This window comes from Burkholderia cepacia, from assembly GCF_001718835.1.
In the GTDB taxonomy this organism is placed as follows: domain Bacteria; phylum Pseudomonadota; class Gammaproteobacteria; order Burkholderiales; family Burkholderiaceae; genus Burkholderia; species Burkholderia cepacia_F.
In genome coordinates, this window is record NZ_CP013443.1 from 1,378,538 (window position 1) to 1,405,409 (window position 26,872).

Consider the following 26,872-nt stretch of genomic DNA (forward strand, 5'->3'; position numbering starts at 1 on the left):
GCTGGTGTGTCTTCACACCGGCCCGTTTTGCATTCATTCCACGTTTGTCGCTCGTGTCCGATCCCGCCTCCCCCTCATTCATTCCGGCGCCGCTGCAGTGCGGCCGCTTCACGCTGACGTTCGAACGCCCGCTCGTGATGGGCATCCTCAACGCCACGCCCGATTCGTTCTCCGATGGCGGCCGCTTCCTCGCGCGCGACGCTGCGCTGCGCCAGGCCGAGCGGATGATTGCCGAAGGCGTCGATCTCCTCGATATCGGCGGCGAATCGACGCGCCCCGGCGCGCCGCCGGTGCCGCTCGACGAGGAGCTCGCGCGCGTGATCCCGCTCGTCGAAGCGCTGCGCCCGTTGAACGTGCCGCTGTCGATCGATACCTACAAGCCGGCCGTGATGCGCGCGGCGCTGGCCGCGGGCGCCGACCTGATCAACGACATCTGGGGGTTCCGCCAGCCGGGCGCGATCGACGCGGTGCGCGACGGCAATTGCGGGCTGTGTGCGATGCACATGCTCGGTGAGCCGCAGACGATGCAGGTGCACGAGCCTGACTATCTAGACGTGGTCGCCGACGTGCGCGAATTCCTCGCCGAGCGTGCGCAAGCGTTGATGGACGCCGGCGTCGCGGCGGAACGCATCTGCGTCGATCCGGGTTTCGGGTTCGGCAAGGCGGTCGTCGACGACAACTATGCACTCCTGGCCGCGCTGCCGGAAACGGCACCCGCGCGACCCGACGGCCGGCCTTACCCGATTCTTGCCGGGATGTCGCGCAAGTCGATGCTCGGTGCGGTGATCGGCGGCAAGCCGCCGATGGAGCGCGTCGCGGCAAGCGTGGCGGCCGCATTGTGCGCGGTCGAGCGCGGGGCGGCGATCGTGCGCGTGCACGATGTCGCGGCGACGGTCGATGCATTGAAAATCTGGAATGCCGTGCGCGAAGCCGCGCGGCAACGATAAGTCAAAACAGGAGGAACATTCATTATGGGACGTCGATATTTCGGCACGGACGGCATTCGCGGCACGGTGGGCGAGGCGCCCATCACGCCGGATTTCGTGTTGCGTCTCGGCTACGCGGCCGGCAAGGTACTGGCCAGCTCGGCCGAAGGCGCGGCAGGCTCGCGGCCGACCGTGCTGATCGGCAAGGACACGCGCGTGTCGGGCTACATGCTCGAAGCTGCGCTCGAGGCAGGGTTCTCGGCGGCGGGTGTCGACGTGATGCTGGCCGGCCCGATGCCGACGCCGGGGGTCGCCTACCTGACACGCGCGCTGCGCCTGTCGGCGGGCGTCGTGATCAGCGCATCGCACAATCCGTATCGCGACAACGGGATCAAGTTTTTCTCCGCTGACGGCAACAAGCTGCCGGACGACACCGAAGCCGCGATCGAAGCGTGGCTCGACAAGCCGCTCGAATGCGCATCGTCCGACGGACTCGGCAAGGCGCGCCGCCTCGACGATGCGGCCGGCCGCTACATCGAGTTCTGCAAGAGCACGTTCCCGGCCGCGTTCGACCTGCGCGGGCTGAAGCTCGTGATCGACTGCGCACACGGTGCCGCGTACCAGATCGCGCCGCACGTGTTCCACGAACTCGGCGCGGACGTGATCCCGATCGGCGTCGCGCCGAACGGCTTCAACATCAACGACGGCGTCGGCGCGACCGCGCCGGACGCGCTGGTGCGCGCGGTGCGCGCGAACCACGCCGATCTCGGCATTGCGCTCGACGGCGATGCAGACCGTCTGCAGGTCGTCGACGCGACCGGTCGCCTGTACAACGGCGACGAGCTGCTCTACGTGCTCGTGAAGGACCGGATCGCGACCGACGGCAAGGTCGAAGGCGCGGTCGGCACGCTGATGACGAATCTCGCCGTCGAAGTCGCGCTGCAGCGCGAGGGCGTGAAGTTCGTTCGGGCGGCGGTCGGCGATCGCTACGTGCTCGAGCAGTTGCGCGAGCACGGCTGGCAGCTCGGCGCGGAAGGCTCGGGGCACATCCTGTCGCTCGATCGCCACTCGACCGGCGACGGCATCGTGTCGGCGCTGCTCGTGCTGGCCGCGCTGAAGCGCAGCGGCCGAACCCTCGCGCAGATGCTCGACGGCGTCACGCTGTTCCCGCAGAAGCTGATCAACGTGCGGATGAAGCCGGGCGCCGACTGGAAGGGCAGCGCGTCGATTCGCGCTGCGATCGACGCAGCCGAAGCCGCGCTCGCCGGCAGCGGCCGCGTGCTGATCCGCGCATCGGGTACCGAGCCCGTGCTGCGCGTGATGGTCGAAGCGCAGCAAGCGGCCGACGCAGTCCGCCACGCGGAGACGATCGCGGACGCGGTGCGCGCCGCGACTGCCTGAATCCGGCCGGCGGCCGGCGCATGTGCGTATGGCCGCCGGTTGCCTGTCGGCCATGCGGTGCAGGCCGCCCACGGTTCGGCCCCTCCATCCGGCGGCGCCATGAGCCCGACGTCACGTCGAAGTCCGCTTCCGACCCCTGAATCCCCGGGCGCGGCGTGTCCGGTCCGGACGTACCGCGCGCGAGTGCGAATGGGGTACAATCCGCCCGCCTGATCGACCGCTGTCGAAGCGGGACCGGACGCACATTTTCCGCCTTTCCCTTCCCGGCATTTATTGCCTATTCTCCCGGTGCCGGCGCTGCCCGCGCCCGTCCGTCTCACCCTCCTGTGCTGCCTTTCAAGTAGTCATGTTACTGTCACGCCAGTTTCATCGATTGTCACATTACCGTCATGAGGAGCCCCTAACCTTCGCGGTGCCGTAGTCATCCGCTCACACACTGGAGGTCTCATGAAATTGATGCAAACCGCGATTGCCGGCCTGGCTGGCGCGCTTTTCGCCGTCGCCGCCCACGCTGCCGACATCACGGGCGCAGGCAGCACGTTCGCGATGCCGATCTATACGAAATGGGCTGCTGACTACCAGCAGACCGGCGGCGCGAAGGTCAACTATCAAGGTATCGGGTCGTCGGGCGGCCTGAAGCAGATTATCGCGAAGACGGTCGATTTTGCCGGTTCGGATGCTCCGCTGAAGGATGAAGAACTCACGAAGGAAGGCCTGTTCCAGTTCCCGACGGTGGTCGGCGGCGTGGTGCCGGTCGTCAACGTGCCGGGCGTGAAGGCCGGCGAACTGACGCTGTCGGGCCCGGTGCTCGGCGACATCTACCTCGGCAAGATCAAGAAGTGGAACGACCCGGCGATCGCCGCGCTGAACCCGAAGGTCAAGCTGCCGGACACGGACATCGCCGTGGTTCGCCGTGCTGACGGCTCGGGCACGAGCTTCATCTGGACGAACTACCTGTCGAAGGTCAACGACGAGTGGAAGTCGAAGATCGGCGAAGGCACGACGGTCAACTGGCCGACGGGCACGGGCGGCAAGGGCAACGACGGCGTCGCGGCCTTCGTGCAACGTCTGCCGGGCGCGATCGGCTACGTCGAATGGGCGTACGCGAAGAAGAACAACATGGTCTACACGGCCCTGAAGAACTCGACGGGCACGGTGGTCGAGCCGAAGACGGAGACGTTCAAGGCCGCTGCGGCAGGCGCGAACTGGTCGAAGTCGTTCTACCAGATCCTGACGAACCAGCCGGGCAAGGAAGCATGGCCGGTCGTCGGCGCGACGTTCGTGCTGTTGCACGCGAAGCAGGAAAAGCCGGAGCAGGGCGCGGAAACGCTGAAGTTCTTCAGCTGGGCGTTCAAGAACGGCGAGAAGGCTGCCGACAGCCTCGACTACATCTCGCTGCCGCCGGCAGTCGAAGCGGAAATCCGCAAGCAGTGGAAGGTCAAGGTGACGGACGCTTCGGGCAAGCCGGTCGCCGCCGAGTAAGCATTGCAGCGGTTCGCTGCCCGGCCGTGCCGGTCGGGCAGTGTGTGCGGTAAAGCCGGGCGTTACGGCGCCCGGCGATCAAAAGCAGGCACCCATGTCTGATATTTCCTATACGTCCTCACGGTCCGCCGACGTTGCGCAGCAACACGCGCCGAGCCGCCTCGGGGACGTCGTATTCGGCGGTCTTGCACGGCTCGCCGCCATCGTGACCCTGCTGCTGCTCGGCGGGATCATCGTTTCCCTGATCATCGCGTCGATGCCGACCATCCAGAAGTTCGGCCTCGGCTTCCTGTGGCAATCCGAGTGGGATCCCAACTCGGACATCTATGGCGCGCTCGTGCCGATCTACGGCACGATCGTGACGTCGATCATCGCGCTCGTCATCGCCGTGCCGGTCAGCTTCGGCATCGCGCTGTTCCTCACCGAGCTGTCGCCCGTGTGGCTGCGCCGCCCGCTCGGCATCGCGATCGAGCTGCTCGCCGCGATTCCGTCGATCGTGTACGGCATGTGGGGCCTGCTCGTGTTCGCGCCGATCTTCGCGGAGTATTTCCAGAAGCCGATCGGCCGCCTGTTCAAGGACGTCTGGATTCTCGGCCCGCTGACCGCCGGCCCGCCGATCGGTATCGGCATCCTGGCAGCCGGCGTGATCCTCGCGATCATGATCATCCCGTACATCGCATCGGTGATGCGCGACGTGTTCGAAGTCACGCCCGTGCTGCTGAAGGAATCGGCGTACGGGATCGGCTGCACGACCTGGGAAGTGATGTGGAAGGTCGTGCTGCCCTATACGAAGACCGGCGTGATCGGCGGCGTGATGCTCGGCCTCGGCCGCGCGCTCGGCGAGACGATGGCCGTGACCTTCGTGATCGGCAACACGAACCTGCTCGACAGCGTGTCGCTGTTCGCACCGGGCAACAGCATCACGTCGGCGCTGGCCAACGAATTCGCGGAAGCGCAGCCGGGCCTGCATACGTCCGCGCTGATGGAACTGGGCCTGATCCTGTTCGTGATCACGTTCATCGTGCTGTCCATCTCCAAACTGCTGCTGCTTCGTCTCGAGAAGGGAGAGGGCAAGAAATGAGCGAGCCCATCATGAATTTCCCGGGGCCGGACGGCGCCGTGCTCGACGCGATGCGCAACCGCCTGCAGCGCAAGCGCAAGGCCGTCAACGCGATCGCGCTGGCCGCGTCGCTCGGCGCGATGGCCTTCGGCCTGCTGTGGCTCGTGTGGATTCTCTACACGACGGTGCATCTCGGCGTCAGCGGCCTGTCGCTGCAACTGTTCACGGAATCGACGCCGGCACCGAACACGGAAGGCGGCGGCCTCGCCAACGCGATCGTCGGCAGCCTGCTGTTGTGCGGTTTCGGCACGCTGGTCGGCACGCCGATCGGCATCCTCGCGGGCGTCTATCTCGCCGAGTACGGCCAGAAGAACCTGCTGGCGAGCACGATCCGCTTCATCAACGACATCCTGCTGTCGGCGCCGTCGATCGTCATCGGCCTGTTCGTGTATGCGATCGTCGTCGCGAAGTCGGGGCGCTTCTCGGGCTGGGCCGGCGTGATCGCGCTTGCGCTGCTGCAGATTCCGATCGTGATCCGCACGACCGAGAACATGCTGAAGCTCGTGCCGAACGCGCTGCGCGAAGCGGCCTTCGCGCTCGGCACGCCGAAGTGGCGCATGGTGCTGAAGATCACGCTGCGCGCATCGGTCGGCGGGATCGTGACGGGCGTGCTGCTCGCGGTTGCGCGGATCGCCGGCGAAACGGCGCCGCTGCTGTTCACCGCGCTGTCGAACCAGTTCTTCTCGTGGGACATGAGCCAGCCGATGGCGAACCTGCCCGTCACGATCTACAAGTTCGCGATGAGCCCGTTCGCGGAATGGCAGGCGCTCGCATGGGCGGGTGTGTTCCTGATTACGCTCGGTGTGCTCGGACTCAATATCCTGGCGCGCACGATCTTCTCGAAAAAGTAACGGCGGAGCAATCCGATGAATATGGCAGAAAGCCACCTGAATCCTGTCGAGCGCACCGCTGCGCCGGCCGGCACGCACGAAGCGGCGCACGGCCGTCCGCTCGAGCCGCTGAACGCGAAGATCGAGGTCAACAACCTCAACTTCTTCTACAACAAGTTCCATGCGCTGAAGAACATCAACCTGAGCATTCCCGAAGGGAAGGTGACGGCGTTCATCGGCCCGTCGGGCTGCGGCAAGTCGACGCTGCTGCGCACGTTCAACAAGATGTTCGCGCTCTATCCGGAGCAGCGCGCCGAAGGCGAAATCCTGATGGACGGCGAGAACCTGCTGACGACGAAGCGCGACATCTCGCTGCTGCGCGCGCGTATCGGCATGGTGTTCCAGAAGCCGACCCCGTTCCCGATGTCGATCTACGACAACATCGCGTTCGGCGTGAAGATGTTCGAGAAGCTCACGCGCTCGGAAATGGACGACCGCGTCGAGTGGGCGCTCACGAAGGCCGCGCTGTGGAACGAAGTGAAGGACAAGCTGAACCAGAGCGGCTACGGCCTCTCGGGTGGCCAGCAGCAGCGTCTGTGCATCGCGCGCGGGATCGCGATCCGTCCGGAAGTGCTGCTGCTCGACGAACCGTGCTCGGCGCTCGACCCGATCTCGACCGGCCGCATCGAGGAGCTGATCGCGGAGCTGAAGAGCGACTACACGGTCGTGATCGTCACGCACAACATGCAGCAGGCCGCGCGCTGCTCGGATTTCACGGCCTACATGTACCTGGGCGAGCTGATCGAATTCGGCGAGACCGAAAAGATCTTCATCAAGCCGGTGCGCAAGGAAACGGAAGACTACATCACCGGCCGTTTCGGCTGATGACGGAGAACAACAGCCATGTCGGATAAACATCTGTCGAGCCAGTTCGACGCGGACCTCAACGCCGTGTCGTCGAAAGTGCTGGAAATGGGCGGGCTCGTCGAGTCGCAGATCGTCGGCGCGATGCACGCGCTGAACGAGTTCGATCGCGATACGGCCGAAAAGGTGATCGCGGCCGAGGAAACGCTGAACGCGATGGAAGTCGACATCGACCAGGAGTGCGGCAACATCATCGCGCGGAGGCAGCCTGCCGCGCGTGACCTGCGCCTTTTGATGTCGATTTCGAAAACGATTACGAACCTCGAGCGCGCAGGCGACGAGGCCGAGAAGATCGCGAAACGCGTGCGCCGCCTGGTCGACGAGCCGGCCGCGCGTGCGGTCAACATCGCCGAGATCAAGGTGTCGGGCGAGATGGCCGTGACGATCCTGCGCCGCGCGCTCGACGCGTTCGCGCGTCTGGATACGGTGGCCGCCGCGCAGATCGTCAAGGACGACAAGGAGATCGACCAGGAATTCCGTGCGTTCGTGCGCAAGCTCGTGTCGTACATGCAGGAAGATCCGCGCACGATCTCGGTCGGCCTCGAGTACCTGTTCATCGCGAAGGCGATCGAGCGGATCGGCGACCACGCGAAGAACATCGCCGAATTCATCATCTACATCGTGAAGGGCACGGACGTGCGGCACCAGCCGCGCGACACGCTCGATCGCGAAGCCAACAGTTAATCGACTCCGTACAGGGAAAAACAGAGGTGCCGATGCCCAGCAACATTCTCGTCGTTGAAGATGAGCCCGCGATTTCCGAACTGATCTCGGTGAATCTCCAGCACGCCGGTCACTGCCCGATTCGTGCGTACAACGCCGAACAGGCGCAGAACCTGATCAGCGACGTGCTGCCCGATCTCGTGCTGCTCGACTGGATGCTGCCGGGCAAATCCGGTATCGCGTTCGCGCGCGACCTGCGCAACAACGAACGGACCAAACACATCCCGATCATCATGCTCACCGCCCGCGGCGACGAGCAGGACAAGGTGCTCGGCCTCGAAATCGGCGCGGACGACTACGTGACGAAGCCGTTTTCGCCGAAGGAACTGATGGCGCGGATCAAGGCCGTGCTGCGCCGCCGTGCGCCGCAGCTGACCGAGGACGTCGTGTCGATCAACGGGCTGCGCCTCGATCCGGCCACGCATCGGGTCGCCGCGCATGCGGAAGGCAGCGAGATCAAGCTCGATCTCGGCCCGACCGAGTTCCGCCTGCTGCATTTCTTCATGACGCATCCGGAGCGTGTGCACAGCCGTACGCAACTGCTCGACCAGGTGTGGGGCGACCACGTGTTCGTCGAGGAGCGTACCGTCGACGTGCACATCAAACGATTGCGCGCGGCCTTGAAACCGGCCGGTTGCGATGCGATGATCGAGACCGTGCGCGGCAGCGGCTACCGGCTCGCCAAGCACGCGTAACGTATCCGGGCCTGCCGTGTGCCACGGCAAGTCGTTCATTCTTTCGGGCGCTGAATCATGAACATCATCTGGGCGCGCTTTCTGGTGTCGCTCGTGCTGCTCGTGCTGATCGGCGTATTGGTCGGCGTTTTCGCCGGCCCGACCGCGGGCCTCGTGTTCGTGGTCGTGATGCTGGTCGCGCAGGGTTTTTTCAGCACCTTTCACACGCAGCGTCTGTGGCGGCTGCTCGATGCGCCGGTCTATGGTGAGGTGCCGAGCGCGCCGGGCATCTGGGGCGAGATCTACTATCGTCTGCACAAGCTCGCGAAGCAGTGGCATGCGCAGGTGCGGCAGGTGGAGCAACAGCACTCGCGCTTCATCCAGGCGATCCAGGCGTCGCCGAACGGCGTCGCGATGCTCGACGATCACGACCAGATCGAATGGTGCAACGCGATCGCCGAGGTCCATTTCGGCCTGGACGCGAAGCGCGACCTGCGCCAGCACATCACCAACCTGGTACGCCATCCCGATTTCGTCCGCTACCTGAACGCGCAGCATTACGACGAGACGCTCGTGATGCGCGGCATGGGCGACTCGCGGCAGAACGTGCTGGAAGTGCAGGTGTTTCCGTACGGCGAGAACCGCAAGCTGCTGCTCACGCAGGACATCACCGAGCTCGAGCGGACCGACGCGATGCGGCGCGACTTCGTCGCGAACGTGTCGCACGAACTGAAGACGCCGCTCACCGTGCTGTCGGGCTTTCTCGAGACGATGCGCGAGCTGCCGCTGAACGAGGAAGACCGCGCGCGCTATCTCGAGATGATGGAGCAGCAGGCATCGCGGATGCGGCACATCGTGACCGACCTGCTGGTGCTCGCGAAGCTGGAGGGCGAAAGCAAGCCGCCGGTCGATCGCGCGATCGACATGCGCGCCGTGTTCGACCATTTGAAGGAAGACGCGCAGACGCTGTCGAACGGGCATCACGACATCGCGTTCTCGATCGACGAGACGCTGGGCGTCACCGGCGCGCAGACGGAGCTGTTCAGCGCATTCGCGAATCTCGTGATCAACGCGATCCGCTATACGCCGGAAGGCGGGAAGATCGTCGTGACGTGGCGGCGCGAAGGCGCGCAAGGCGTGTTTTCGGTCACCGACAGCGGCTTCGGCATTCCGGCCGCCGACCTGCCGCGGCTCACCGAGCGCTTCTATCGCGTCGACCGTAGCCGTTCGCGCGACACGGGCGGCACGGGGCTCGGGCTCGCGATCGTCAAGCACGTGCTGCAGCGGCACGACGCGCACCTGTACGTGCAGAGCGAGGAAGGGCGCGGCAGCACGTTCACCGCGCGCTTTCCGGCGCTGCGAACCGTTACCGTGAGGCCGGCGGCGTTCGAGGCCTGATCCGGCGGAGATGAAAAAAACCGCAGCCCGTTTCCAGGCTGCGGTTTTTTTCATGCTCGCGTGGCGCGAGGCCGCGCGCCGCGTGTCATGGGCAGAACTTCGCGAGCAGCCCGAGCTGCGCGTTGCGGATCGTCTTGCCGGCGCGGCGCCGGCGGTAATGGCCGTCGCTGTGCATCTGCCATGCCGACTGGTTGTCGCCGAGGCACACCGACAGCCCTTCGGCGATCACGCGCCGCTTGAGCTTGCGATCGCGGACCGGGAACGCGACCTCGACGCGGCGGAACAGGTTGCGGTCCATCCAGTCGGCGCTCGACAGATAGACGTCCTCGGCGCCGTTCGCATGGAAATAGTAGATCCGGTGGTGCTCGAGGAAGCGGCCGACGATCGAGCGCACGGTGATGTTTTCCGACAGCCCCGGCACGCCGGGCTTCAGCGCGCAGACGCCGCGCACGATCAGGTCGACCTTGACGCCGGCCTGCGACGCTTCATACAGCGCGGCGATCACCGTCGGTTCCAGCAACGCGTTCATCTTCGCGACGACCCGCGCGCGCTTGCCGGCACGCGCATTGTCGATCTCCGCGCGGATCGCGTCGATGATGCGCGGATGCAGCGTGAACGGCGACTGCCACAGCTCGTGCAGCGTGAGTTCGCCGCCGATGCCGGTCAGTTGCTGGAACACGTGATGGACGTCCTCGCAGATTTTCTGGTCGGCCGTCATCAGCCCGAAGTCGGTGTAGAGGCGCGCCGTGCGCGGGTGGTAGTTGCCGGTGCCGAGGTGCACGTAGCGGCGCAGCGACGCCTTGCCGTCCTGCACGACGCGCCGCACGATCAGCATCATCTTCGCGTGGCACTTGTGGCCGACCACGCCGTACACGACATGCGCGCCGACGGCCTCGAGCTGTGACGCCCAGTTGATGTTGGTTTCCTCGTCGAAGCGCGCGAGCAGTTCGACGACGACGGTCACTTCCTTGCCGTTGCGCGCGGCTTCCATCAGCGCGTCCATCAGCGGCGAATCGGTGCCGGTGCGGTAGATCGTCTGCTTGATCGCGACGACGCTCGGATCCTTCGCGGCCTGCTGCAGCAGTTCGAGCACCGGCTGGAAGCTTTCGTACGGGTGGTGCAGCAGGATGTCGCCGTTGTCGATCGCGTCGAACATCGTCGGCGCGTTCGTGACGCGACGGGCGTCGACGCGGTGAACGGCGTGAACTTCAGGTCGGGGCGGTCGACGAGATCGGGAATCTGCATCAGCCGCACGAGGTTCACCGATCCGGCGACGCGATAGCAGTCCTTGTCGCCGAGTTCGCTTTCGTCGAGCAGGCGCCGCACGATGTGCGTCGGCGTGTCGGCCGACACCTCGAGGCGCACCGCGTTGCCGAGGTGGCGCGCGGGCAGTTCGCCCTGCAGCGCGACGCGCAGGTTCGTGATTTCGTCTTCGTCGACGAACAGTTCGCTGTTGCGCGTGATGCGGAACTGGTTGCAGCTCTTCACGACGAGTTGCGGGAAGAGTTCGCCGACGAAGCGCTGCATGAACGAGCTCAGCAGCACGAAGCCGTGCTCGAAGCCCGACAGCGCGTGCGGCATGCGGACGACGCGCGGCAGCGCGCGCGGCGCCTGCACGATGCCCATCACGGCCTGGCGGCCGAATGCGTCGCGGCCTTCGAGCTCGACGACGAAGTTCAGGCTCTTGTTCAGCACGCGCGGGAACGGGTGGGCGGGATCGAGGCCGATCGGCGTCAGCACGGGCAGCAGCTCGTCGAGGAAGTAGTGCCGCGCCCATTCGAGCTGCTCGTCGTTCCACGTGTCGCTCGCATGGAAGTAGATGCCCTCCTGCTCGAGCGCGGGCAGCACGGTTTCGTGCAGCATCGTGTACTGTCGATGGACGAGCCGCTGCGCGCGTTCGACCACGAGATCGTAAGCATGTTGTAACGACATGCCGTCGGGCGTCAGGGCGCCGGGGTTGTCGCGAATCTGCTCCTGCAGGCCGGCCATCCGGACTTCGAAGAATTCGTCGAGGTTGCTGCTGGTGATGCAGATGAAGCGGAGGCGCTCGAGCAACGGGACTTGCGGATCGGCTGCCTGGGCCAGCACGCGCTCGTTGAAACCGAGGATGCCGAGTTCACGATTGAGAAGCGGATAACGGACGGACATCGGCAGAGTAGGGGGGGATTCGGGCGATGATTCGAAAGGACGCTCGGAAACTCTCACGGTACGATGACGTGCAGATGACACGGGTCGTTAGGTATCGGCAAATTCTACGCCGGAAACCTTTCGTCTCATAAATGTTTCACCTATATACAATGCTGCGGGGCGCATGCCCGGCGAACGTGACACCGGCAAGCGTTCCACGCTTAAAATGTCGCCTTTGAATCACTGCATCGCGGCGGCGGTTGCCGCCGGCGCATGCGCACGGAGCCCCTTCTGATGGTTACAACCCCCCACTTGCTGGCTGCCGTGGATCTCGGCTCGAACAGCTTCCGGCTGATCGTCGGTCGCGTCGAGGAAACGCCGGCGGGCAGCCAGATCTATCCGGTCGATGCGCTGCGCGAGCCCGTCCGGCTGGCCGCGGGCCTGTCGAGCGACAAGATGCTCGATCGCGCGTCGCAGGAGCGTGGCTGGGAGGCGCTCAAGCGGTTCGGCGAGCGCCTGCGCGATTTCCATCCCGATCACGTGCGCGCGGTGGCCACCAACACGCTGCGGGTCGCGAAGAACGCGGGCGAGTTTCTCGGCGAGGCCGAAGCGGCGCTCGGTTTTCCGATCGAAGTGATTGCGGGCCGTGAAGAAGCGCGCCTGATCTACGCGGGCGCCGCGCACTCGGTGCCGGCGAGCGCCGGCAAGCGGCTCGTCGTCGACATCGGCGGCGGCTCGACCGAATTCATCATCGGCTCGCACTACACGCCGATCGTGATGGAGAGCCTCTATATCGGCTGCGTGAGCCACAGCCGAGCGTTCTTCCCCGCCGGCAACGTCGACGAATACACGATGCGGCAGGCCGAACTCGCGGCCAAGCGCGAGATCCAGATCATTTCGAGCGAGTACAAGAAGGCCGGCTGGGACCAGGCGATCGGTTCGTCCGGCACCGCGCGTGCGCTCGCGGAACTCGTCGAGGCGAACGGCTTCAACGATCCGGGCATCACGCACGGCATTTCGCGCGGCGGCCTCGAGCGCCTGAAGCGTGCGCTGATCAAGTCGGAGAACGTCAACCGGCTGAAGCTGATCGCGCTGAAGCCCGACCGCGTGCCGGTGCTCGCGGGCGGCCTCGCGATCATGCTTGCCGTGTTCGAGGAACTCGGTGTCGACTACGTCGATACGACCGACGGCGCGCTGCGCCTCGGGGTGCTGTACGACCTGCTCGGCCGGACGCAGCACGAGGACATGCGCGCGGTGACCGTCGAGGGCTTCACGCGTCGCTACGGCGTCGATCGTGCGCAGGCCGAGCGGATCGGCGCGCTGGCGGGGCGTTTCTACGACGAACTCGAGGAAGCCGACGACGAAGCGCGCGAGGAAGGACGGATGTTCCTCGGCTGGGCGGCCGCGTTGCACGAGATCGGCCTGTCGATCTCGCACAGTGCGTATCACAAGCATTCGGCCTATATCGCGAGCAACGCGGACATGCCGGGTTTTTCGCGCACCGACCAGGCGCGGCTCGCCGCGCTCGTGCTCGGTCATGCGGGCAAGCTCGGCAAGCTGTCGCAGGCGCGCGAAGTCGAGTGGCCGCTGCTGTTCTGCCTGCGGCTCGCGGCGCTGCTGTGCCGACGCCGAACCGATGCGGGGCTGCCCGACATTTCCGTTTCGCAGATGAAGAAGGGCGGGTATGAAGTGCGCCTGCCGAGCGCGTGGGTCGAGCAGAACCCGCTGACCGACTACAGCCTCAGCCAGGAGGCGGCGGAATGGGAGAAGGTCGGGATCCCGTATCGCGTGGTGTATACCGGCGCGTGACGCGGGCGGCGGGGTCCGGGGCAGCTGCGTCGGGTGCGTTCAGTCCGACGAGCAGACGATTGCGGTCAGGAACGGAAACGCCTGCTTGACGGTCGCGTCGCTGCCGGCCTTGCGCACGGCTTCCTCCACCGAGCTTTTCGTGCCGCGCACCACGACGCCATAGGCCCAGTCGCCGATCGGCGTGCCGTCGCCCGTGCGGAAAATCGGGTCGTTCGCCTGGTAGCCGAGCACGACGTAGACGCCGAAGCCGTATGCGGTCAGCGAGTGGCTCGTGCGGAATGCGTTGACCGAGTTCGATTCGACGTGCATCGGCTCCGACTGGATATCGCCGGCGGCGAGTAGCGGCGCGACGAACTTGTGGCCGTTGGAATGACAGTCGAGCGCATCGTCGAGCGATTTGGCGGACGCGATGCCCGGTGCCGCCAGCGTCAGCAGCGCGCCGAAGAGGGTAGTCTGAACGAGGTATTTCATGCGATTGGGTCGGTTGTTGCCGGCTATTATCGCGTGATCCCGCGCATGGCGTGGCCGGGTTCCCGGTGCGGACCGGGCGGGAGGCCGTGAAAGGATTCGAGCCGGCGCCTCCGTGATCGAAATCCGTTTCCTTTGCAAACCTTTTGCTTTCGAAATAATTCCAATTTCCTTTCGCTCCTGTCGAATCGGAAGATAATCCTGCGCCGGCTTTGGAACGCCGCATCCGGCGCGGACTTGCCGGATTTCATCAGACAATTAAAGCGCGCCGAAATCTGGATCGCTGCAGACTTCAGAAATACGCAGGCCCGCCGTAAAAGCGTTAAGGCGATTTGGAGCATCGGGAGTTCGGTGCGATTCGAATTTGATAAATCGCTTTAACAATTCGCCGTGAAATGGATGCCGATCGTTGTTTTTTCGGGGGAATTCTGCTAAAGTCCTCGCCGCGCGGAGGCCGGCGTATTAGGTGTGCGAAGTAAATAATCCTGATAAACCGGTTGTTGATATCAACCCGGTATTTTCGGTGGCCCGGTTCCCATTGACGGGGGACGGACGGGCGCATCGGGATACGGTCGATTCATCCTGCCCGACGTACCCGCGACGAAGCGCCGTGCGCTTTCCTGAGCGGGGCGGTCGATACAAGAAACGCCTTCCGAGAAACAAGCCTCAACGAGAACAACAATGGCCGATTTGCATTGGACCATGCCAATCGCCAGATGGACGTCGATTTCGACCACGGGGGTGCCGGGTGTCGAATTTATCGATCCGATGGTGCGCCGCCGATTGAGCCGCTTGTCCCGGCTCGCGTTGCAATCCGCTCACGATTGCACGGTTGAACATCGCGCATTGCGCGTCGTGTTCGCGTCCCGTCACGGCGAATTGGCGCGCACGACGGGCATTCTCGAAAGCATCCAGGCCGCCGAGCCCGTTTCCCCGACCGCCTTCAGTCTTTCCGTCCTCAACGCCGTCACGGGCGTGTTCGGCATCGCGCGCGGCGACCGGTCCGCCGCCAGCGCGATCGCGGCCGGGCCGGAGACGCTCGGCTACGCGTTGCTCGAAGCGTTCGCGCAATACGAATCCGACGCGTCGTCGCCGGTGCTGCTCGTCTACGCGCACGAACCTGCCGATCCCGTCTATGGCGATGTCGACGACGATCCCGAAAGCGAAGCGCTCGCGATCCTGCTCGATCGACGTTCGGCGCTCGGCCATTTGACCTGCGACGTGACGGCGCGCGCCGACAGCGCCGGCGAGGAGGGCACCGACGCCACGCAAAGCGCGGCGGTCCGGCGCTGCCTGTCCGGCCAGAGCGGGCAGGCCGGACACGCGGACGCGACGTGGCAGCACGGCGACTCGGTCTGGCGATGGAGCTGGCATGCGCACGCGGCTTGACTACGGCTGGCGGCTGTTCGCGACCGGCGCGTGCCTGGGCTTCTTCGCGCTGTGCGGCTCCGCGTTCTCGCTGCTGGCGATCGTCGCGGGCACGCTCTGGCCGCACCGGCGCTCGCGGCAACGGGGCGTGACGCTCGTCATCCATCACTTCTTCCGCATGCTGGTCGCCGTGCTGCAGCGCATCGGCGTGATGACGCTCGAGGTGTCCGGCTCGGCGCGATTGCGCGAAGGCGGGCCGTCGATCGTCGTCGCCAACCACCCGACCTGGCTCGACGTGATGGTGTTGCTGTCGCTGACGCCGAAGGCCTGCTGCGTGGTCAAGCGCGGCCATTGGGGCAACCCGTGTTTCTGGGGCATCGTGCGCGCGGCCGAGTACGTGAGCAATGCCGATGCGGTCGAACTGGTCGATGCCGGCGCGCGCCAACTGGCGGCCGGCTACACGATGATCATTTTTCCCGAAGGCACGCGCAGCCCGGGCGCCAATCGCCTGCATGCGTTTTCGCGCGGCTTCGCGCACATGGCGCTTCAATCGCGCAGCCGGATCCAGCCGGTCCTGATCGATTGCGATCCGCCGGTATTCACGAAGGCGCTGCGCTGGTATCACGTGCCGTCGCGGGCGTTCCGCATGCGGATCACGGTGCTCGAGGCGATCGACATGGACCGGCTGATCCCCGAGGACAAGTCGCCGTCGATCGCGGCGCGCAACATCGCGCACGCGGTGGAATCGCATATCACCCAACACCTGTTCCAGCATGGATACTTTAAAACTGCAAATTAAGCAGCTGCTGATCGAGATGCTCGATCTCAACGACATGACGGTCGACGACATCGACGACGATGCGCCGCTGTTCTCGACGGACGGCGTCGGGCTCGACTCGGTCGACGCGCTCGAAGTCGGCATCATGCTGCGCAAGAAATTCCAACTGACGATCGCCGCGAACGACGAGCGCACGAAAGCGCATTTCCGCTCGATCAATACGCTGGCCGCGTTCATCGCGAGCCAGCAGGCGCATCAGCAATCGAACCAGGCCGTTCCGGCAACCGGGGAGTGACACGTGACCGACGCAGAAATCCTTGAGCGCATCCGCGCGATCTTCAACGAGAATTTCGCGATCGAGCCGGAGCGCGTGACGCCCGACACGCATCTGTTCGAGGAACTCGATCTCGACAGCATCGACGCCGTCGACCTGGCCATCAAGCTGCAGGAGATGACCGGCCAGCGCATCAAGCCGGAAGAATTCAAGTCGGTGCGCACCGTCGGCGACGTGATCGCCGCGGTTCACGCGCTGCTCGCCCGCAAGCAATGACGCCGGCGGCGCGCATGCGTGCGACCGGCCCCGTGCTGCCGCGCTATGCCGGCGCCGTGGCGCGGGCGGCGCTGGCGATCGCTTATCCGCTCGCGATCCTGTGCGCGTGGCACGGGCTGGCGCCGCGCTACGTCGGCTGCCTGCTGCTCGCGCTGCTGTGGCTGCAGCGCACGGTCGGGAGGGGGCCGTTCGCCGCCGCGCTCAACCGGCTCGCGACGCTCGACTGGTGCGTCGCGGCGGCACTGACCGGCATGTCGGCCGCGATTGCCGTGACCGACAGCGCGCGGCTGCTGCATCTGTATCCGGCCTGCGTGAGCGCCGGCCTGCTCGCCGCGTTCGGCGCGACGCTGTGGCGCGGCCCGTCGATGATCGAAAAGTTCGCACGGCTGAGCCATCCCGATCCCGCGCCGGCCGTCGTGCACTACACGCGGCGCGTCACGCAGGTCTGGTGCGCGTTCTTCGTGCTGAACGGCGCTTTCTCCGTCTATACGGCGCTGTACTGGAGCCATGCCGCATGGGCCCTCTACAACGGTGCGATCGCCTATGTGCTGATCGGCGCGCTGATCGCCGGCGAATGGGTCTGGCGCCGGCTGTTCGTGACGGCCCGGCAGGCCGGGGCGGGGGCCGCATGATCGCGCTGCACGACCTCCTGTCCGCCGATGCCGACGCCGATGCCGATGCCGATGCAAGCACGGTCGTCTGCCGCGACGGCGACGCGCGCATCACGCTGGCCGAGCTTCGCGCCCGCGCGGACGCGATCGCGCGCGTGGTCGAGTTCTCGGGCGCGCGCCGCGTCGCGATCTCGACCGACGATCCCTACGAATTTGCCTGTGCGCTGTTCGCCGTCGCGGCGACGGGACGCGAAGCGGTGATCCCGGCGAGCGCGGCGCCCGGTTATCTCCGCGATCTCGCGCATGCCTACGACATGCTGCTCGACGACGACGCACTTGCGGCGTGCGCGCCCGGCCGCGCGGAGCACGGCGCGCCGGTTCCGTCGCGCGCGATCGACGCGGATGCCGCCATCACGCTGTACACGTCGGGCAGCAGCGGCCAGGCGAAGGCGCTGCGCAAGTCGCTCGCCCAGTTCGACGCGGAAGTGCGCACCCTGCAGCGGGAATGGGCCGAGCGGGTCGGCACGGCGGTGACGCTGTCGAGCGTCCCGCATCACCACATCTACGGGCTGCTGTTCAGGATCATGTGGCCGCTGGCGGCGGGCCGCGCGTTCGACCGCGCGCTGTCGCTCGACCCGCAGCAGCTGCAGCGGCGGCTGGCCGCATACGGCGACGGCATCGTGGTGTCGACGCCGTCGCATTTGATGCGCTGGCCCGCGCTGCCGGGATTCCCGATGCCGGGCATCGCGCCGCGCGTGTTCTTTTCGTCGGGCGGCCCGTTGCCGGCCGATGCGGCGTCGGTGTACGCAGCGGCGTTCGGCGCCGCGCCGCTCGAGATCTTCGGCAGCACCGAGACGGGCGGCATCGCATGGCGGCGCCAGGACCGCACGCAGGCATGGCAGCCGATGCCGGGCATCGACGTGCGTTGCGACGACGACGGCGCATTGTGCGTTCGCTCCGCGCATCTCGGCCACGACCGCTGGCACCGCACAGACGATGCGGCGCGCTTCGACGCGCATGGCCGCTTCGAGCTGACGGGCCGCCGCGATCGCGTGGTCAAGCTCGACGGCAAGCGCGTGTCGCTGCCCGAGCTCGAGGCGCGCATCGTCCGGCACGACTTCGTCGAGCAGGCGGCCGCGACGGTCGTCGAGGGCGCGTCGCGCGCGCGCGTCGGCGTGGTCGCGGTATTGAGCGAAGCGGGGCGGCATGCGTTGCGCGCGGACGGCCGCGTCGCGGTCGCCGCCGCGTTGCGCCATGCGCTCGGCGCGTACTTCGACGCCGCCGCGTTGCCGCGGCACTGGCGTTTCCGGCGCGCGATGCCGTTCGACGCGCGCGGCAAGCTGCCGGCCGCGGCGATCGCCGCCGCGTTCGCGCCGACGCCGGAGGGCTTCGAGCTGCTCGCCGAACGGCACGACGACGACGGATGGCACTACGAATTGCGCGTGCCCGCCACGCTCGCGCACTTCGACGGCCATTTTCCGGGCATGCCGATCTTGCCCGGCGTCGTGCAGATCGATTGGGCGGTGCGGCTCGCGCGCCGCGAGGTCGCGGCGCTGCGCACGGTCCGCTCGATCGATCATCTGAAATTCAAGGCTCCGGTGCCGCCGGGCGCGGTGCTCGCGCTGCGCATCGCGCACGATGAGGCGCGCGGCTGCGTGAAGTTCGCATTCCGGCGCGGCGAGCGCGAGTGCACGTCCGGCACGATCGTGTACGGAGCGAGCGCGTGATGATCGACGTCTGCATCGTCATACCGATCTACAACCATCGCGACGCGATCGGCGGGACGCTCGCGCGGCTCGCCGTGCACGGGCTGCCGATCATCGTGGTCGACGACGGCAGCGATGCAGCGACGCGGCGTACGCTCGCCGCACTCGCCGCGCAATACGCGGGATGCATGACGCTGTTGAGCCTGCCCGTCAACGGCGGCAAGGGGGCCGCGGTGATGGCCGGGCTGCGCGCGGCGCGCGCGCAAGGCCATACGCATGCGATCCAGATCGACGCGGACGGCCAGCACGATGCCGCCGACGTGCCGGCGTTCGTCGCCGCCGCGCAGGCCGCGCCGGACGCGGTGATCCTCGGCCGTCCGCGCTTCGACCACAGCGTTCCGAAGGCGCGCTTGTACGGCCGCTACCTGACGCACGTCTGGGTCTGGATCGAGACGCTGTCGCTCGACATTCCCGATGCGATGTGCGGGTTCCGGCTCTATCCGCTCGACGCCGTGTGCCGGCTGATCGATGCGGTGTCGATGCCGACCCGCATGGACTTCGACAGCGAGATCCTGGTGAGGCTTCACTGGCGCGGCCTCGCGTTCCGCACGATTCCGACGCGGGTCGTCTATCCGGCCGACGGCGTGTCGCATTTCGACGTGCTGTGGGACAACGTGCGCATCAGCGCGAGTCATACGCGGCTGGTGGCCGGGATGCTGGTGCGCGCACCGTGGCTGCTGGCGCGCCGGTGCGCGCGGCCGGGCGTTGCCGCCGGCGGCCGCGCGCGATCGTGGTGGCGCACGCCGGAGCGCGGCAGTCGCGCCGGCATGGCGTTGCTGGCGTGGAGCTGCCGCTGGTTCGGCACGCGCTTCACGTCGCTCTGGCTGTACCCGATCGTCGGCTATTTCGCATTGACGAACCGCGCGGCGCGCGCCGCGTCGCACGCCTATTTCGCGCGTCTGCGCGACGCGAGCCCGGCCGTGGCGGCGCCGAAGCCGGGCTGGCGCACCGCGTATCGGCACATGCTCGCGTTCGCGCAATCGGGATTCGACAAGTTCGTCGCGTGGTCCGGCCGGCTCGATCGTCTCGCGGTGCGGTTCGACGATGCGGCGGCGTTCGACGCGCTCGCGGCGAGCGGACGCGGCGCGCTCGTGATCGGCGCGCATCTCGGCAACCTGGAGATGACGCGGGCGCTGGCGCTGCGCGACGCGCACGCGAAAGTGACCGCGATCGTCTACACGAGCCACGCGAAGCGCTTCAACAGCGTGCTCGCGCAGGCGAACGCGGCGTTCGGCGAGCAGCTCGTCGAGGTGGCGGATTTCGGTCCCGACACCGCGATGATGATGCAGGCGCGCATCGACGCGGGCGAACTGCTCGTGATCGTCGGCGACCGCGTGCCGCCGCACGACGCGGGCAAGACCGTCGACGCGCGCTTTCTCGACGAGCACGCGCCGTTCGCGCAGGGGCCGTACATCCTCGCGCACGCGCTCGGCTGCCCGGTCTATCTGTTCTTCTGCCTGAAGGAAGGGCGCGAATACCGTCTGTACTTCGAACCGTTCGCCGAACGCATCGAGCTGCCGCGCCGCGAACGGGCCGCGCAGGTCGCCGTCTGGGCGCAGCGCTATGCGGCGCGGCTCGAACACTATTGCCGCAAGGCGCCGTATCAATGGTTCAACTTCTTCGATTTCTGGGCGCGGCCCGATGGAGGGCCGCGTGGCCGAGCATGATGTGAATGACGCAATTCGGGCGGCCCGACGCGAAGCAGGCCGCTCGGCCGTCGTGATCGGCGGCCGGCACCTGACGATCGAGGACGTGATCGCGATCGCACGCGACGGCGCGAGCGTCGCGCTCAATGCGGACCCCGCGTGGCAGGCGCGCATCGAGCGCGGCGCGGCGTGGCTGCGCGACCATCTCGCGAACGGCGGGACCGTCTACGGCGTGACGACCGGGTATGGCGACGCATGCGTCGTCGACGTGCCCGCGGCGCTCGTCGACGCGCTGCCGCTGCAACTCACGCGCTATCACGGCTGCGGGATGGGCGCGTGGTTCGATGCGCAGCAGACGCTCGCGATCGTCGCCGCGCGGCTCAATTCGCTCGCCTACGGTTACTCCGGCGTGCGCCTGATGCTGCTCGAGCGCCTGGCCGACCTGGTGAATCACCGGATCCTGCCGCGCATTCCGTCGGAAGGGTCGGTCGGCGCGAGCGGCGACCTGACGCCGCTGTCGTACGTCGCCGCCGCGCTGGCCGGCGAACGCACGGTGATCCACGACGGCGGCGAGCGCGACGCGCGGGCCGTGTGGCGCGCGCTCGGCCGCGAGCCGCTGACGCTCGCGCCGAAGGAAGGGCTCGCGCTGATGAACGGCACCGCCGTGATGACGGGCCTCGCGTGTCTCGCGTTCGCGCGGGCCGACTACCTGACGCGGATCGCCGCGCGCCTCACCGCGCTGACGACCGTCGCGCTCGACGGGCGCGCGGCCCATTTCGACGCGCTGCTGTTCGACGCGAAGCCGCACGTCGGGCAGGCCGAGGCGGCCGCGTGGATTCGCGCGGATCTCGCGGGACGCGACGAATCGCCCGCCCGCCGGCTGCAGGATCGCTACTCGGTGCGCTGTGCGCCGCACGTGATCGGCGTCGTGCGCGACGCGCTGAGCTGGGTGCGCCGCGACGTCGAGAACGAGCTCAACAGCGCGAACGACAATCCGCTGGTCGATCCGGACGACGGCCGCGTGCTGCACGGCGGCAACTTCTATGGCGGGCACATTGCGTTCGCGATGGATGCGCTGAAGACCGCGGTCGCGAATCTCGCCGACCTGATGGACCGCCAGCTTGCACTGCTCGTCGACGACAAGTTCAGCAACGGCCTGCCGCGCAACCTGACGGGCGCGGCGCCGGATCGCGCGCCGATCAACCACGGCTTCAAGGCCGTGCAGATCTCCGCGTCGGCGTGGACCGCGGAAGCGCTCAAGCACACGATGCCGGCGAGCGTGTTCTCGCGCTCGACCGAGTCGCACAACCAGGACAAGGTCAGCATGGGCACGATCGCCGCGCGCGACTGCCTGCGCGTGCTGGAGCTGACCGAGCAGGTCGCGGCCGCGCACGTGCTCGCGACCGTCCAGGCGGTGCGGCTGCGGATGCGGGAGGATGCCGGCACGCATCTGTCGGCGCCGTTGCGCGCGTTCGTCGACGACGTGAACCGGGGCTCGCCGCTCGTCGTCGAAGACCGGCCGCTCGAAGCCGAGCTGCGCGCGCTGACCGCGCGGCTCGCCGCGTGCGACGCGATCGGCGGGGAGGGCGCATGAGCGCGCCGCGCCCCCCGTTGACGGCGACGGCCGCCGTCGAAGTGCCGTTCCACGACGTCGACGCGATGAACGTCTGCTGGCACGGCCATTACCTGAAGTATTTCGAGGCCGGACGCGCGGCGCTGCTGCGCGCGATCGACTACGACTATCCGGCGATGCAGGCATCCGGCTATCTGTGGCCGGTCGTCGAAGCGCACCTGAAGTACGTGCGGCCCGCAGTCTATGGCCAGCGCGTCGAGGTGCGCGCGACGCTGCTCGAATTCGAGAACCGGCTGAAGATCGGTTATGAAATCGTCGACGCGCAATCGGGCGAGCGCCTGACGAGGGGGCATACGGTGCAGCTCGCGATCGACGGCAAGACGCACGAAACGCAGTTCGTGTCGCCGGCGGCGCTGATCGAACGAGTGGAGGCGCGATGGAAATGAGCGCGCGACTTCGCGGCCTGTGCGCCGTGGCCGGGATGGTCGTCGCCTGCGCGGCCGCCGCGCAGGCCGGCGCACAAGCACCCGCGCCAGCGCCGGCCGCCACGCAGCGCCAGGCGAACGCCGCGCTCGTGGCCGACATCGCCGCGCGGCTGACCCGGGTCGGCGCCATTCGCGCCGACTTCACGCAGACCCAGACGCTCGCGGCGATGAAGCAGCCGCTCGTCAGCACGGGATCGATGCTGTTCGACCGCGCGTCCGGCGTCGTGTGGCGGATCGACACGCCGTACAAGGCGACCTACGTGATCACCGACGGCGGCATGCGCGAGGTGGGTGCGGACGGACGGCTCGTCGCGGCGGGCGGGAGCGGTCGCGGCGTCGCCCAGGTGTCGCGGATGATGCGCGACATGCTCGGCGGCGACCTGTCGGCGCTCTATGCGCAGTTCGACGTCGACGCGACCGGCACGCGCGAGCGCTGGCGGATGACGCTGCGGCCGAACCAGCCGCAGCTCGCGCAGGCGATCCGCGTGCTGGAGATGAGCGGCGGCGCGTATCTGGGCGCGCTCAGCATGACGTTCGCGAACGGCAACGTGACGAAACTCGAATTCGCGCGCGCGACGCCGGTGGACGCGCCGGCGCCGGCCGAGCGCGCGTGGCTCGGGGCGCGCTGATGAGCACGACGCGCGACGCGATCGACGTGCCGGCCGGGCGCGCCCGGCGGCTGGCGCTGCGCGCCGCGTGGCTGCTCGTCGCGCTCGTCGCCGGGCTCTATTGCCTGTGGCGCTTCACCGGAGCGTCGCCGCTGCAGACGAACCTGCTGGCGCTGTTGCCCGCGACCGAGGCGAATCCGGTTGCCGAGCAGGCGGTCGACCGGTTGTCGGCGGCGCTCGGCGAGCGCACCGTCTATCTCGTGACCGACCGCGACGCGGCGCGCGCGAAGGCCGCCGCGAAGCAGTTCGGCGCACTGCTCGCGAAGAGCGGCGCGTTTCGCTCGGTCACGGTCGAGGTGCCGCCGTTCGATCCGTCGCAGATCGCGGCGACCTATCTGCCGGCCCGCTTCGGCTTGCTGACGGATGCCGACCGCGCGTCGCTCGAGCGCGGTGACGCCGCGCTCGCCGATGCGTTGACGCGGCGGCTCTACAGCCCGCCCGTCGACGGCCTGCCGACCGCCGTGTCGGACGATCCGTTCGGCTGGCTCCAGCACTGGCTGGCGGACCTGCCGCTGGCGACCTCCCGCCTCGCGCTGGAGGACGGCATGCTGGTCTCGCATCGCGACGGCGCGACGAGCGTGCTCGTGATGACGTCGCTCGCCGGCTCGGCCTACGAGTCGACGATCCAGCAGGCCGTGCGCGGCGCGACGGCCGCGTCGGAACGGTCGCTCGCCGCCGCGTATCCGGACGTGCGGATCGCCCGTACCGGGGCCGTGTTCTATGCGCAGGCCGCGCGCGCGAGCGCGGAGCGCGACGTGCACGTGATCGGCGCGGTGTCGCTGGGCGGCATCGCGCTGCTGCTGCTGAGCGTGTTCCGCACGCCGCGCCTGCTGGTGCTCGCGTTCGCGTCGACCGCGTTCGGCATCGTCTGCGCGCTCGCGGCCACGCTTGCCGTGTTCGGCAAGCTGCATCTGCTGACGCTGGTGTTCGGCGTGAGCCTGATCGGCGAGGCGGTCGATTATTCGATCCAGTACTTCGTCGTGTACCTGTCGTCGGGCGCGCAATGGGATGCGCGACGCGGCGCGGCCGCTGTGCGGCCGGCGCTCGCCGTCGCGCTGGCGACGAGCCTGCTCGGCTACGCGATCCTGACGTGGGTGCCGTTCCCGGCTCTGAAGCAGATCGCGTGCTTCGCGATCGTCGGCATCGCGGCGGCGTTCGCGGCCGTGACGGGCTTCCTGCCGCTGATGCTGACCCGGCCGCCGAAGCGCACGCCGTCACGCGTATTCGCGTGCGCCGCGCGTGCGCTCGCGCGCTGGCAGGCTGCGCTGTCGGGCCGGCGCGCGCTGGCCGCGGCGTTCGGCGTCGCGCTGGTCGCGGCGCCCGGCTGGTTCTTGCTGACGAGCGACGACGACGTCCATCTGCTCGCCCAGCGCGATCCGGATCTCGCGCGCCAGGAGCGCGAGATCCGCGATGCGATCGGGCTGGCGAACACCGCGCAGTTCTTCGTGATCCAGGGCAGCACGCCCGAGGACGTGCTCGAACGCTCCGAAGCGCTGGTGACGGCGCTGGATGCGCAACGCGTCGGCCGCGTGCAGTCGCTCGCGACGTTCGTGCCGTCGGCGAAGCGGCAGGCGCAGAGTCGCGCGGCGCTGGCCGCACGCGTGTTCGCCGAGCCGGCGGCACTGCGCGCGACGCTCGCGCGCGCGGGATTCCGCGACGACGTCGCGCAGGCGTGGGTCGATGCGTTCGCGCGCGATGCGCACGTGACGCTCGACGTCGAGCGCTGGCTGGCCGCGCGCTGGTCGGCGCCGTTCCGGCACTTGTGGCTCGGCAGCGTCGGCGCGGGCGCGCCGGAATACGCGGCGCTGGCGATTCCCGAGCAGGTCGACGCGGCGGATACGGCGGCGCTCGACGCGCTCGCGCATCGGCTGCCCGGCGTCACATACGTCGACAAGGCGGCGGGAGTATCGAAGCTGTTCGGCGCGAATCGCGTCGACAGCGGCTGGTGGCTGGGCGGCGCGCTCGCCGTGGTCGCGGCGCTGCTGATGTGGCGCTACGGCGTGCGCGGCGGGATCGCGACGACGCTGCCGATCGTGCTCGCGATCGGCCTGACGCTGGCGGTATTCGGTTATCTGCGCATCCCGCTCACGTTGTTCAACTGGCTCGCGCTGATGCTCGTGCTCGGCGTCGGCGCGAACTATGCGGTCTTCCTGCGCGAAGGCTGCATCCGGGAAGCCGCGAACCTGGGCGCGGTGTGGACCGGCGTGCTGCTCTCCGCCGCGACGACGCTGCTGTCGTTCGGCATGCTGGGTGCGAGCGCGATGCCCGCGTTGCGCGGCTTCGGCACGACCCTCGCGATGGGGATCGTGTTCTCGGTGCTGTTCGCGCCGCTCGCCATGCCCTCCCGGAAGGAAACCACCGCATGAAACACGCGCACGTCTATCTGCATGCGCTCGGCATGGTCAATGCGCTCGGCGGCACCGTCGACGCGGTCGACCTCGCATTGCGCGCCGGCGTTTCGCCCGGCATGGGGCCGTGCGCGGAAGCGCCCGGCGGCGCATGGGCCGGGCGCGTCGGCGCGCCGCTCGACGTCGCGCCGCCCGAGCCGCTCGCGCATTTCGATTGCCGCAACAACCGGCTGCTGCTCGCCGCGCTCGCGCAGATCGCGCCGGCCGTCGATGCGGCGGTGGCGCGCTACGGGCCGCGCCGCATCGGCGTCGTGATCGGCACGAGCACGTCCGGCATCCGTGCGGCCGAGGAGGCGTTCGCGCAGCGCGCCGCATCGGGTGCGATGCCGCCGGCGTTCGATTACCGGCAGATGGAAATCGGCACGGCGGCGCCGTTCGTGCGCGCGGCGCTCGGCGTCGCCGGGCCGGCGTATACGTTGTCGACCGCGTGCACGTCGAGCGCGAAGGCGTTCGCGGCCGCGCGCCGGCTGCTGCGCCTGCGCCTGTGCGACGCGGTCGTCGTCGGGGGTGCGGATTCGCTGTGCGCGCTGACGATGCAGGGCTTCGCGTCGCTCGAGTCGGTCAGCCTCGCGCGCACGAACCCGATGAGCGCCAATCGCTGCGGGATCAACATCGGCGAAGGCGCGGCCGTGTTCGTGATGAGCCGCGACGACGGGGAGATCCGGCTGGCCGGCGTCGGCGAATCGAGCGATGCGCATCACATCTCCGCGCCGGACCCGGAGGGGCGCGGCGCGGAGGACGCGCTGCGGCAGGCGCTCGCGGATGCGGGCGTGAGTCCGTCGGCGCTCGGCTACGTGAACCTGCACGCGACGGCGACGCGCCTGAACGACGAGATGGAAGCGCGCGTGATGGCGCGCGTGTTTCCCGGCGGCGTGCCCGCGAGCGGCACGAAGCCGCTGACCGGACACATGCTCGGCGCGGCGGGCGCGACGGAGCTGGCGTTCACGTGGCTGGCGCTCGCGCGCGGGACGCCGCTGCCGGTTCACGTGTGGGACGGCGTGCCGGACCCCGCGCTGCCGGCGCTGGATCTCGTGCAGGAAGAGCGCCGGCTCGCCGGCCACACCGGAAGCCAGTACGTGATGAGCAATTCGTTCGCATTCGGCGGCAGCAATGCCAGCCTGATCCTGGGGCGCTGAC

23 protein-coding genes and 1 pseudogene are annotated in these 26,872 nt (G+C 67.8%); 22 read left to right on the top strand and 2 right to left on the bottom strand.

Features of this window, described 5'->3' with window-relative positions; translation table 11 throughout:
- Positions 1-44 precede the first annotated feature (44 nt).
- The 9 genes from folP to phoR all read left to right on the top strand — a co-directional run bounded on the left by folP (position 45) and on the right by phoR (position 9,478).
- On the top strand, positions 45-947 hold the full coding sequence (gene folP / locus WT26_RS09765; protein ID WP_420480935.1) for a dihydropteroate synthase: 903 nt from the start codon (positions 45-47) through the stop codon (positions 945-947).
- Between the two features lie 24 nt (positions 948-971).
- The gene (gene glmM, locus WT26_RS09770; RefSeq protein WP_069272743.1) at positions 972-2,327 is read left to right on the top strand and encodes a phosphoglucosamine mutase; all 1,356 of its coding nucleotides are present in this window, start codon (positions 972-974) and stop codon (positions 2,325-2,327) included.
- A 447-nt stretch (positions 2,328-2,774) separates the two neighbouring features.
- On the top strand, positions 2,775-3,809 hold the full coding sequence (gene pstS / locus WT26_RS09775) for a phosphate ABC transporter substrate-binding protein PstS (protein ID WP_059527204.1): 1,035 nt from the start codon (positions 2,775-2,777) through the stop codon (positions 3,807-3,809).
- A 94-nt stretch (positions 3,810-3,903) separates the two neighbouring features.
- Positions 3,904-4,890, top strand: coding sequence for a phosphate ABC transporter permease PstC (gene pstC, locus WT26_RS09780; RefSeq protein ID WP_059527201.1), 987 nt, complete (start codon positions 3,904-3,906; stop codon positions 4,888-4,890).
- On the top strand, positions 4,887-5,780 hold the full coding sequence (gene pstA / locus WT26_RS09785; protein WP_027787872.1) for a phosphate ABC transporter permease PstA: 894 nt from the start codon (positions 4,887-4,889) through the stop codon (positions 5,778-5,780). Before pstC ends, pstA begins: the two co-directional genes overlap by 4 nt.
- A gap of 15 nt (positions 5,781-5,795) precedes the next feature.
- Positions 5,796-6,644 (top strand): phosphate ABC transporter ATP-binding protein PstB, encoded by an 849-nt coding sequence (gene pstB, locus WT26_RS09790; protein ID WP_059527199.1) that lies wholly within the window; start codon positions 5,796-5,798, stop codon positions 6,642-6,644.
- Between the two features lie 18 nt (positions 6,645-6,662).
- Entirely contained in the window at positions 6,663-7,367 is a 705-nt protein-coding gene (gene phoU / locus WT26_RS09795) for a phosphate signaling complex protein PhoU (protein ID WP_021157276.1), read from the top strand.
- A 32-nt stretch (positions 7,368-7,399) separates the two neighbouring features.
- The gene (phoB, locus tag WT26_RS09800; protein ID WP_027787869.1) at positions 7,400-8,101 is read left to right on the top strand and encodes a phosphate regulon transcriptional regulator PhoB; all 702 of its coding nucleotides are present in this window, start codon (positions 7,400-7,402) and stop codon (positions 8,099-8,101) included.
- A gap of 57 nt (positions 8,102-8,158) precedes the next feature.
- Positions 8,159-9,478 (top strand): phosphate regulon sensor histidine kinase PhoR, encoded by a 1,320-nt coding sequence (gene phoR, locus WT26_RS09805; protein WP_069272744.1) that lies wholly within the window; start codon positions 8,159-8,161, stop codon positions 9,476-9,478.
- Positions 9,479-9,563: 85 nt separating this feature from the next.
- On the opposite strand, the pseudogene ppk1 reads toward phoR, so the two are convergent.
- Positions 9,564-11,626: pseudogene (gene ppk1 / locus WT26_RS09810) on the bottom strand (polyphosphate kinase 1).
- A gap of 273 nt (positions 11,627-11,899) precedes the next feature.
- Here ppk1 and ppx point away from each other — a divergent pair.
- Positions 11,900-13,414 (top strand): exopolyphosphatase, encoded by a 1,515-nt coding sequence (ppx, locus tag WT26_RS09815; protein WP_027787866.1) that lies wholly within the window; start codon positions 11,900-11,902, stop codon positions 13,412-13,414.
- 39 nt (positions 13,415-13,453) lie between these two features.
- On the opposite strand, the gene WT26_RS09820 is transcribed toward ppx, so the two are convergent.
- The gene (locus WT26_RS09820) at positions 13,454-13,885 is read right to left on the bottom strand and encodes a hypothetical protein (protein ID WP_069272745.1); all 432 of its coding nucleotides are present in this window, start codon (positions 13,883-13,885) and stop codon (positions 13,454-13,456) included.
- Between the two features lie 678 nt (positions 13,886-14,563).
- On the opposite strand from WT26_RS09820, the gene WT26_RS09825 reads away from it, so the two are divergent.
- From WT26_RS09825 to WT26_RS09880, 12 genes are read left to right on the top strand one after another with little or no spacing between them, the layout of a single operon-like run.
- Positions 14,564-15,271 carry a beta-ketoacyl synthase chain length factor gene (locus tag WT26_RS09825; protein WP_069270043.1) on the top strand — a complete coding sequence of 236 codons (708 nt, stop codon included), beginning with the start codon at positions 14,564-14,566 and terminating at the stop codon, positions 15,269-15,271.
- On the top strand, positions 15,255-16,049 hold the full coding sequence (locus WT26_RS09830; protein ID WP_059715587.1) for a lysophospholipid acyltransferase family protein: 795 nt from the start codon (positions 15,255-15,257) through the stop codon (positions 16,047-16,049). Before WT26_RS09825 ends, WT26_RS09830 begins: the two co-directional genes overlap by 17 nt.
- Positions 16,024-16,323 carry a phosphopantetheine-binding protein gene (locus tag WT26_RS09835; protein ID WP_029226589.1) on the top strand — a complete coding sequence of 100 codons (300 nt, stop codon included), beginning with the start codon at positions 16,024-16,026 and terminating at the stop codon, positions 16,321-16,323. Before WT26_RS09830 ends, WT26_RS09835 begins: the two co-directional genes overlap by 26 nt.
- Positions 16,324-16,326: 3 nt before the next feature.
- The gene (locus tag WT26_RS09840) at positions 16,327-16,578 is read left to right on the top strand and encodes an acyl carrier protein (RefSeq protein ID WP_010092650.1); all 252 of its coding nucleotides are present in this window, start codon (positions 16,327-16,329) and stop codon (positions 16,576-16,578) included.
- Positions 16,575-17,210, top strand: coding sequence for a hypothetical protein (locus WT26_RS09845; RefSeq protein WP_069270044.1), 636 nt, complete (start codon positions 16,575-16,577; stop codon positions 17,208-17,210). The genes WT26_RS09840 and WT26_RS09845 overlap by 4 nt, the downstream gene beginning before the upstream one ends.
- Complete coding sequence (locus WT26_RS09850; RefSeq protein WP_069270045.1) at positions 17,207-18,916, top strand: AMP-binding protein; 1,710 nt, start codon at positions 17,207-17,209, stop codon at positions 18,914-18,916. Before WT26_RS09845 ends, WT26_RS09850 begins: the two co-directional genes overlap by 4 nt.
- Entirely contained in the window at positions 18,916-20,622 is a 1,707-nt protein-coding gene (locus tag WT26_RS09855) for a glycosyltransferase family 2 protein (RefSeq protein WP_069270046.1), read from the top strand. The genes WT26_RS09850 and WT26_RS09855 overlap by 1 nt, the downstream gene beginning before the upstream one ends.
- Positions 20,597-22,195: an HAL/PAL/TAL family ammonia-lyase gene (locus WT26_RS09860; protein ID WP_415872698.1), complete on the top strand. Its 1,599-nt coding sequence runs from the start codon at positions 20,597-20,599 to the stop codon at positions 22,193-22,195. Before WT26_RS09855 ends, WT26_RS09860 begins: the two co-directional genes overlap by 26 nt.
- A complete protein-coding gene (locus WT26_RS09865) occupies positions 22,192-22,620 on the top strand; it encodes an acyl-CoA thioesterase (protein WP_029226949.1) in 429 nt (142 codons plus the stop codon). Before WT26_RS09860 ends, WT26_RS09865 begins: the two co-directional genes overlap by 4 nt.
- On the top strand, positions 22,617-23,288 hold the full coding sequence (locus WT26_RS09870; RefSeq protein WP_418220169.1) for a LolA family protein: 672 nt from the start codon (positions 22,617-22,619) through the stop codon (positions 23,286-23,288). The genes WT26_RS09865 and WT26_RS09870 overlap by 4 nt, the downstream gene beginning before the upstream one ends.
- Complete coding sequence (locus WT26_RS09875; protein ID WP_069270048.1) at positions 23,288-25,693, top strand: MMPL family transporter; 2,406 nt, start codon at positions 23,288-23,290, stop codon at positions 25,691-25,693. Before WT26_RS09870 ends, WT26_RS09875 begins: the two co-directional genes overlap by 1 nt.
- A complete protein-coding gene (locus tag WT26_RS09880; RefSeq protein WP_069270049.1) occupies positions 25,690-26,871 on the top strand; it encodes a beta-ketoacyl-[acyl-carrier-protein] synthase family protein in 1,182 nt (393 codons plus the stop codon). Before WT26_RS09875 ends, WT26_RS09880 begins: the two co-directional genes overlap by 4 nt.
- Position 26,872: the final 1 nt, after the last annotated feature.